Raw genomic sequence first — 8507 nt, forward strand, 5'->3', positions numbered from 1 at the left:
AAGCGGGGCGAGGTAAGAGAAGCGCCCGAGGCCTATTTCCCCTTCGCTCCCTCCGCCGCCGGAAACACCACGCGGTCGTCCGTGCGGCAGTAGCGGTCGGCGAACATGCGGCCGATCGGGTGATAGCGGTCCATATGCACCCGCATCGCCGCCTCGTCCCAGAGCTCGTCGCGGATGTAGAAGTGCAGGCCTTCGCCCATGATCAGCCGGCGATCGTCGTTGACGTCGATCATCTTCCAGAGCTTGCACTCCATCGCCCAGGGCGTGTCGGCGAGCCGCGGTACGGCGATCTTGGCCGAGGGCGCGAGCTTCAGCCCGAGATAGTCAGGCTCGCCCACTTCAGGGGGAAAGTCGCCGCTGCTCTCGTGCATAGCCTTCGCCAGCGGCTCGTCGGCGATGTTGACCACGAACTCGCCCGTGCGCTGGATGTTGAGGAACGTGTCCTTGTCCTGGCCATTGGGCTTGCGGTTCGCCGCGAACATGCACAGCGGCGGATCTTCGCAGAAGGCGTTGAAGAAGCTGAACGGCGCGGCGTTGACGACGCCGGTCGGCCCGACCGAGGTCACCCACGCGATCGGCCGCGGCAGGATGAAGGATGTCAGCACCTTGTAGCGCTCGCGTGGCGTCAGGTCGCTGGCGGCGTATTCCATGGTGGCTCCGTGGGAGGGAAAGTCTCGTAGGGTGGGCAAAGCGAAAGCGTGCCCACCACTTCTTGCGAAGCCGTGATGGTGGGCACGGCGCGCGAGGAGCGCGCCTTTGCCCACCCTACGGCATCTAGAGGATCACGCCATGCTCAGCTCGTGCCGGCCGACGACCATCCAGTGCACCTCGTCCGGACCGTCGGCAAAGCGCAGGTGGCGCACGTCCTGGTACATCTCGGCGAGCGGGGTCCAGTGCGAGATGCCGGTGGCGCCGTGCATCTGGATCGCCTGGTCGATGATCTTGCAGGCGCGCTCGGGCACCATGGCCTTGACCATGGAGACCCAGACGCGGGCTTCCTTGTTGCCGAGCACGTCCATGGCCTTGGCCGCCTTCAGCACCATCAGCCGCATCGCCTCGATCTCGCAGCGCGCCTGCGCGATGATCTGCATGTTGCCGCCAAGATGGGCGATCTTCTTGCCGAAGGCTTCGCGGGTGAGGCCACGCTGCACCATCAGGTCGAGCGCCTTCTCGGCCTTGCCGATGGTGCGCATGCAGTGATGGATGCGCCCGGGTCCGAGGCGGAGCTGCGAGATCTCGAAGCCGCGGCCTTCGCCGAGCAGCATGTTCTCCTTCGGCACGCGTACATTGTTGAAGCGCATGTGCATGTGGCCGCGCGGGGCGTGGTCCTGGCCGAACACGTACATGGGCCCGAGCACCTCGACGCCGGGCGTGTCGCGCGGCACCAGGATCTGCGACTGCTGCTTGCTCGGCGCGGCGTCCGGATTGGTCTTCACCATCACGATGAGGATCTTGCAGCGGGGATCGCCGAGGCCGGAGATGTAATATTTCTCGCCGTTGATGACCCATTCGTCGCCGACGAGCTTTGCCGTCGTCGAGATGTTCTTGGCGTCGGAGGAGGCGACGTTCGGCTCGGTCATGACATAGGCCGAGCGGATCTCGCCGTTGAGCAGTGGCTTCAGCCACTTCTCCTTCTGCTCCTTGGTGCCGACGCGCTCCAGCACCTCCATGTTGCCGGTGTCGGGCGCAGAGCAGTTCATGGTCTCGGAGGCCAGCGGGCTCTTGCCGAGCTCGGAAGCGATATAGGCATAGTCGAGATTCTTCAGGCCCTGGCCGGTCTCGTCATCGGGCAGGAAGAAGTTCCAGAGGCCTTCCTTCTTGGCCTTGTTCTTGGCGACCTCGAGCACTTCGAGCTGCTTCGGCGTGAAGCTCCAGCGGTCTTGCTTGCTCTCGCCGGCCTTGGCGAACTCGATCGACATCGGCTCGACGGTGTCGCGTATGAACTTCCTGACGTGATCGTATAGCGGCCGGACCTGGTCCGACATCCTGAGGTCGTTGAGCTCGTCGCCGGGATTGAGGGTGTAGTTGGTGGTGCGGGGTATGTAGGTGTGTTTTGTCATTGTTCCTCCCGGGGGCACTGAGATCGTACTGGGCGGGAGAATAATCGCAGCGCCGCCAAAGTGCGAGCGCGCATTTTTTCACGCGGCCCATGCCATGTGATGGAATTTCGCGAGGTGTTTGAAATGTTGTTTGAACGGAGTGATGTGGCACCCGCGGGCCGCGCTCACCGTTGTCATCGCCCGGCTTGACCGGGCGATCCAGTACTCCGTGACGTCAGCGACTCACGGAGAAGCCGCGGCGTACTGGATTCCCCGCTTTCGCGGGGAATGACAGCGTCCTGGAGCAATCAGTTCGGTATCCGGTGCATCGCGCAGATCTTGTTGCCGTCGAGGTCGCGCAAGTAAGCGAGATAAAGCTTGTTCCCCGCGCCCTCGCGGATGCCGGGCGGATTTTCGATCGGCGTTCCGCCGGCAGCGACGCCGGCGGCGTGCCACTTGTCGACCTGCTCAGGCGAGTTGGCGGCAAAGCCGATGGTGCCGCCGTTCGCACAGGTCGCCGGCTCGCCGTTGATCGGCTTCGTCACCGAGAACACGCCGGTCTTGGTGAAGTAGAAGATGCGATGGCCGTCGACCTTGGCCGGCCGCACCTCGAGCGTGCTGAGCAATTGGTCGTAGAACGCCTTGGCCTTGTCCAGGTCGTTGGTGCCGATCATGATGTGGGAAAACATTTGCCCTGTCCCCTCTGCGCTCACAAAACGAGAAGCGTAGGGTGGGCAAAGCGCAGCGTGCCCACCACGACCTTCGAAAATGTTTCTGGTGGGCACGGCGCAAGAGCGCCTTTGCCCACCCTACGAGATATCAAAACGCGGTATAGCCGCCGTCGATCACGAACGTATCCGCGGTGTGATAGGACGAGGCCTTGCTCATCAGATACACGGCGATGCCGCCGAAATCGCCGGGCTCGCCGAAGCGGCGCTGCGGAATGCGCGGCATCACATTGGCGACGAACTTGTCGTTGGCCATGAGGCCCGCGGTCATGTCGCTCTTGATCCAGCCGGGCAGGATCGCATTCGCGGTGACGCCGTGGCGCGCCAGCTCCACGCCGAGCGCGCGCACCAGCGCATTGATGGCAGCCTTGGTCGCGGCATAGTGCTCGTTGCGCGCGGTGCCGAAGATCGAGGCGAGGCTCGAGGTCGCCACCAGCCGGCCGAAGGGATCGCCGGCATTGGCGCGGTCGGTCATGTGTCTGGCGGCTGCCTGGAACGCGTGGAACACGCCGTCGAGATTGGTCGCAAACATCGTGCGCCATTCCTCTTCGGTGCGCTCGATGAAGGAGCGCCGGCCACCGCCGCCGATGCCGGCATTGGCGAAGCAGCCGTCGACCCGGCCGAAGGTGTCGAGCGTGGCCTTCATCGCGGCATTGACCGAGGCCGGATCGGTGACGTCGCAGACGCGGCTATCCACCTTGCCGGCAAGGCCCGCCAGGCTCGCGGCAGCGCTGTTGTTCTTGTCAGGATTGCGGCCCCAGATCGAAACGTTGCAGCCTTGGCCGGCCAGTGCCTGCGCGATGCCGAGCCCGATGCCGCCATTGCCGCCGGTGATCACGGCAACGCGGCCGGAGAGGTCGAAAAGGTTCATGGCGCATTTCCCGTTTCTTGGCATGACGCGCATCAGCCGCTGCGCGCAAGATTGCTTGCTATGCTCTGATCACCATGGACAAGACCGCGCCAAAAATCAAATATGCGCCCCGGCAAAACTAATTCCGGTCTGCGAAACTGACACAGGCCGCAACTGACGAGGAAACCATGCAGTTCAAACACGTCACGCTCGATTTCGATGGTTCGGTCGCGATCCTCAAGCTCGACCATCAGGAGGTGATGAACGCGGTATCCGTGGACATGCTGGGCGGCCTCGCCGACGCGCTCGATGCGATCGAGGAGAAGAAGGACGAGGTGCGCTGCGTCGTGCTGACCGGCGCGGGGCGGGCGTTCTGCACGGGCGCTAATCTTCAGGGCCGCAACAACCAGTCGAAGAAGACCAAGGCCGGTCTGACGTTGGAGACCGGCTTTCACCCGTTCCTGCGCCGCATCCGCAATCTGCACTGTCCCATTGTCACCGCGGTCAACGGCCCGGCGGCGGGCGCTGGCATGAGCTTCGCACTGCTCGGCGACATGATCCTGTGCGCGCGCTCGTCCTATTTCCTTCAGGCCTTCCGTCGTATCGGCCTCGTGCCGGATTGCGGCTCGACCTGGCTGCTGCCGCGCCTCGTCGGCCGGGCCCGCTCGATCGAACTGTCGCTGATGGGCGAGCGGCTCCCGGCCGAGAAGGCGCTGGAATGGGGCCTCGTCAACCGCGTCTACGATGACGGTGTGCTGATGGAGGAGGCGATGAAGCTCGCGCGCGAGCTTGCCAGCGGCCCGACGGTTGCGCTGTCGCTGATCCGCAAGCTCTACTGGGACAGTGCGGAAAATTCCTTCGAGGATCAGCTCAATCTCGAATTCCAGTGCCAGCTTCGCGCCGGCGACACGCAGGACTTCCGTGAAGGCGTCGGCGCGTTCCTGGAGAAGCGCCCGGCGCAGTTCAAGGGCAAATGATCGAAGCGCAACTCTCCCGCAGCGTCGCGCGCTGGTGCGAAGGGGCGACCGGCGTCACCGGCGCGGCCAAGCTGTCCGGCGGTGCCAGCCAGGAAACCTGGCGCTTCGACATCGTGCATCCCGATGGACCGATCGGCGCGATCCTGCGCCGCTCACCGAAGGGGTATGGCGCAGCTCCAACGCGCGCGGCGGGGCTCGGCGCCGAAGCGCAACTGATGCAGCTTGCCTATGAGGCCGGCGTACCGTCGCCGCGCGTGATGCATGTCTTGACGGCCGTGGACGATCTTGGCACCGGCTTCATCATGCAGCGGGTCGAGGGCGAGACCATCGCGCGCAAGATCTTGCGCGACGACGAGTTCGCGGCGGCGCGACCGCATCTGGCGCGGCAGATCGGGGGCGTGCTTGCGGGCCTGCACAGTCTGCCGCTGGACAAGCTGCCCGAGCTGCGACGCATGACCGCGGCGAAGGAGATCGGCGAGTTCGAGCGCGACTATCGCAGCCTGAACTGGCCCAAGCCCGTGTTCGAGCTGACACTACGCTGGCTGCGCGACAACGATCCCGGCCCCTCGGCCGAGGAGACGCTGGTGCATGGTGATTTCCGCAACGGCAATCTCATCATCGGTGCCGATGGCGTCCGCGCCGTGCTCGACTGGGAGCTTGCGCACCTCGGCGATCCCATGGAGGATCTCGGCTGGGTCTGCGTCAACTCCTGGCGTTTCGGCGAGATCGACAAGCCGGTCGGCGGTTTCGGCTCGCGCGAGGAGCTGTTCGCGGGCTACGAGGCCGCCGGGCGCAAATGCGATCCCGCGCGGGTCAAGTTCTGGGAAGTGATGGGCACGCTGCGCTGGGGCATCATGTGCGGCGGCATGATGCAGCGCTTCCGCGAGGGGCCGGACCATTCCATGGAGCGCGCCATGATTGGTCGCCGTGCCTCGGAGACCGAGATCGATCTGTTGCGGCTTCTGGCGCCGCGCGGGAGCTGACGCATGCAGGACGAACCGACACCGGTCGAGCTGACCAAGTCAGTCGCCGATTTCCTCCGCAGCGACATCGCGCCGCTGATCTCCGGCCACCAGGCCTTCAAGCTGCGCGTCGCCATCAACATCCTCGACCTCGTCACGCGGCAGCTGACGCAGGAGCAGGGGAACGATGCGAAAGAGGTGGAGCGGCTGCGTGCACTGCTCGGCATTGACGGCTCGTTGACGGACCTCAACCGGCTGCTGGCCGATCGCATCGCCAGGGGCGAGCTCGACCTCGCGACGCCGGGTCTCGCCGAGCATCTGTGGGCGACCACGATGGACAAGCTTGCGGTCGACCAGCCGAACTACGCCTCCTACAAGCGCGAGCTGTCGCGAGACGGGTAGGCGGCGCTGCATCCGCCGTCATTGCGAGGAGCCCTTGCGACGAAGCAATCCAGAGTGTTCCTGCGGAAAGATTCTGGATTGCTTCGCTGCGCTCGCAATGACGGTGTTGATGCGGAGGGGACTTCTCTATCCGCCGTCATTCCGGGGCGTCGCGAAGCGACGAGCCCGGAATCCATTTATCCGCGGTCTCTGCCACCCAATAGATTCCGGGTTCGCGCCCAAGAGGGCGCGCCTCGGAATGACGGCGGCGAGAAAGGCCCCTACTTCCCCACCCATTTCGGCGGCCGCTTCTCCGAGAACGCCTTCGGGCCCTCGATGTAGTCTTGCGAGGCCACCATCGCCTTCACCGCCGGATATTCCCGCTGCTCCTCGATCGCCTGCTCCAGCGAGACGGCGAGGCCCTTCTGGATGGTCTGCTTCGAGGCCCGGATCGACATCGGCGAGTTCTTGGTGATCATCTCCGCCCAGCGCAGCGCGGCCGTCAGTGCCTCGCCCTGCGGCACCACCTCGTTGACGAAGCCGAGCTCGAGCCCTTCCTTGGCGCTGACATGGCGCGCGGTGAGGATCATGCCCATGGCGCGCTTCAGCCCGATCTGCCGCGGCAGCCGGTGCAGGCCGCCGGCGAGCGCGGCGAGCCCAACGCGCGGCTCGGGCAGGGCGAAGGTGGCGTTTTCCGAGGCGATGATCAGGTCGCAGGCGAGCGCGATCTCGAAGCCGCCGCCCATCGCGACACCATTCACCGCGGCAATGATCGGCTTGTCGCAGTCGAATCGCGCAGTGAGGCCGGCAAAGCCGCCCTTGTCCCAGCCGCGTTTTCCCCCGGCCGCCTGCCACTTCAGGTCGTTGCCGGCGCAGAACGCCTTGTCGCCGGCGCCGGTGACGATCGCGACCCATTGCTCGGCATCGGCCGAGAAATCGTCAAACACCTTCTGGAGCTCGAAATGCGCGTCGGTGTGCAGCGCATTGTAGACCTCGGGCCGCGACAGCGTGACGATCGTGATCGGTCCCTTGCGGTCCACCTTGGAAAATTTCAGCTCCATCGATCGCTCCCCGCGTTTTCTCCTGAAGGAATATTGCCGCCATACTAGCGCGCGCAAGCGCTGGAGCACCATCGAATTGCGCGGGCGCGCCTTGCGTAGCTGGCACGTCTCGGCTTGCTTGACTTGCGCGTGCTCTTCTCACCTTAATCGTGCGAAGCAAACGCGCGGTTAGCGCCTTAACGCAAAACGAAAAAATCATCCGGGAGAGAGCCGTGGATTTCTCATTGCCAACAGATCTCGTCGCCTATCTCGGAGAGCTCGACCGTTTCATCGAACGCGAGATCAAGCCGCTGGAAGCGGCCGACGACAACATCCGCTTCTTCGATCATCGCCGCGAATGGGCGCGCACCGATTTCGAGAATGGCGGTCTGCCGCGCCACGAGTGGGAGGCCTTGCTGCGCAAGGCCAAGGATCTCGCGGACGCCGCCGGCCATCTGCGCTTGCCGGTGCCGAAGCAGTATGGCGGCAAGGACGGCTCCAACCTCTGGATGGCGGTGATCCGTGAGCATTTTGCCGCCAAGGGTCTCGGCCTGCACAACGACCTTCAGAACGAGCATTCCATCGTCGGCAATTTCCCTGTTGTCACCATGCTCGACCGTTATGGCCGTGACGACCAGAAGGCGATGATCGACGGCTCGATCAAGGGCAAGTACCGCATCACCTTTGGCCTCACCGAACCGCATCATGGCTCCGACGCGACCCACATGGAGACGCGGGCGGTGCCGGTGACCCGCGACAACGTCAAGGGCTGGATCATCAACGGCGAGAAGATGTGGACGACCGGCATGCATGTCGCCACCCACTGCGCGCTGTTCGCGCGCACCTCGGGCAATGATGGCGATGCGCGCGGCATCACCTGCTTCCTGGTGCCGGCCAAGAGCCACGGCGTCAGGATCGAGGAGTACATGTGGACCTTCAACATGCCGACCGATCATCCCCGCGTCAGCTTCACCGATGTGTTCGTGCCTGAGGATGCGCTATTCGGCGAGGTCGGCCGCGGCCTGTCGCTGGCGCAATGCTTCGTGCACCAGAACCGTATCCGCCAGGCCGCTAGCTCGCTCGGCGCCGCCGTCTACTGCATCAACGAAAGCGTCAAATATGCGCGCGAGCGAAAACCGTTCGGCAAGGCGCTCGCCGAGAACCAGGCGATCCAGTTCCCGCTGGTTGAGCTTGCGACGCAGGCCGAGATGCTGCGCCTTCTGATCCGCAAGACCGCCTGGGAGATGGACCAGCTCACCGAGGAGCAGATCGAGCGCACGCTCTCCGACCGTGTCTCGATGTGCAACTACTGGGCAAACCGCCTCTGCTGCGAATCCGCCGACCGCGCCATGCAGGTCCACGGCGGCATGGGCTACTCACGCCACAAGCCGTTCGAGCACATCTACCGCCACCACCGCCGCTACCGCATTACGGAAGGCAGCGAGGAGATCCAGATGCGCAAGGTGGCAGGGTTCTTGTTCGGATATATGGGACCGGGGAAGCATTAGCTCTCGTTGCTAAGCGTCCCTG

9 protein-coding genes are annotated in these 8507 nt (G+C 64.4%); 4 read left to right on the top strand and 5 right to left on the bottom strand.

Annotation, left to right across the window (positions count from 1 at the left end):
- Positions 1-32 precede the first annotated feature (32 nt).
- From XI09_RS14135 to XI09_RS14150, 4 genes are all read right to left on the bottom strand, one after another.
- The gene (locus XI09_RS14135) at positions 33-650 is read right to left on the bottom strand and encodes a flavin reductase family protein (RefSeq protein ID WP_271567369.1); all 618 of its coding nucleotides are present in this window, start codon (positions 648-650) and stop codon (positions 33-35) included.
- Positions 651-782: 132 nt separating this feature from the next.
- Complete coding sequence (locus tag XI09_RS14140; RefSeq protein ID WP_271567370.1) at positions 783-2060, bottom strand: acyl-CoA dehydrogenase family protein; 1278 nt, start codon at positions 2058-2060, stop codon at positions 783-785.
- Positions 2061-2347: 287 nt separating this feature from the next.
- Entirely contained in the window at positions 2348-2728 is a 381-nt protein-coding gene (locus XI09_RS14145; RefSeq protein ID WP_271567371.1) for a VOC family protein, read from the bottom strand.
- Positions 2729-2858: 130 nt separating this feature from the next.
- Entirely contained in the window at positions 2859-3638 is a 780-nt protein-coding gene (locus tag XI09_RS14150; protein WP_271567372.1) for an SDR family NAD(P)-dependent oxidoreductase, read from the bottom strand.
- 167 nt (positions 3639-3805) lie between these two features.
- Here XI09_RS14150 and XI09_RS14155 point away from each other — a divergent pair, with 167 nt between their 5' ends.
- From XI09_RS14155 to XI09_RS14165, 3 genes are read left to right on the top strand one after another with little or no spacing between them, the layout of a single operon-like run.
- Positions 3806-4594 carry an enoyl-CoA hydratase/isomerase gene (locus XI09_RS14155; protein ID WP_271567373.1) on the top strand — a complete coding sequence of 263 codons (789 nt, stop codon included), beginning with the start codon at positions 3806-3808 and terminating at the stop codon, positions 4592-4594.
- A complete protein-coding gene (locus XI09_RS14160; protein WP_271567374.1) occupies positions 4591-5577 on the top strand; it encodes a phosphotransferase family protein in 987 nt (328 codons plus the stop codon). Before XI09_RS14155 ends, XI09_RS14160 begins: the two co-directional genes overlap by 4 nt.
- Positions 5578-5580: 3 nt before the next feature.
- Positions 5581-5958: a DUF6285 domain-containing protein gene (locus XI09_RS14165; protein WP_271567375.1), complete on the top strand. Its 378-nt coding sequence runs from the start codon at positions 5581-5583 to the stop codon at positions 5956-5958.
- Positions 5959-6218: 260 nt separating this feature from the next.
- On the opposite strand, the gene XI09_RS14170 is transcribed toward XI09_RS14165, so the two are convergent.
- Entirely contained in the window at positions 6219-6998 is a 780-nt protein-coding gene (locus tag XI09_RS14170; RefSeq protein WP_271567376.1) for an enoyl-CoA hydratase-related protein, read from the bottom strand.
- A 212-nt stretch (positions 6999-7210) separates the two neighbouring features.
- Here XI09_RS14170 and XI09_RS14175 point away from each other — a divergent pair, with 212 nt between their 5' ends.
- On the top strand, positions 7211-8485 hold the full coding sequence (locus XI09_RS14175) for an acyl-CoA dehydrogenase family protein (RefSeq protein ID WP_271567377.1): 1275 nt from the start codon (positions 7211-7213) through the stop codon (positions 8483-8485).
- Positions 8486-8507: the final 22 nt, after the last annotated feature.

This window comes from Bradyrhizobium sp. CCBAU 11386 (genome assembly GCF_028128955.1).
In the GTDB taxonomy this organism is placed as follows: domain Bacteria; phylum Pseudomonadota; class Alphaproteobacteria; order Rhizobiales; family Xanthobacteraceae; genus Bradyrhizobium.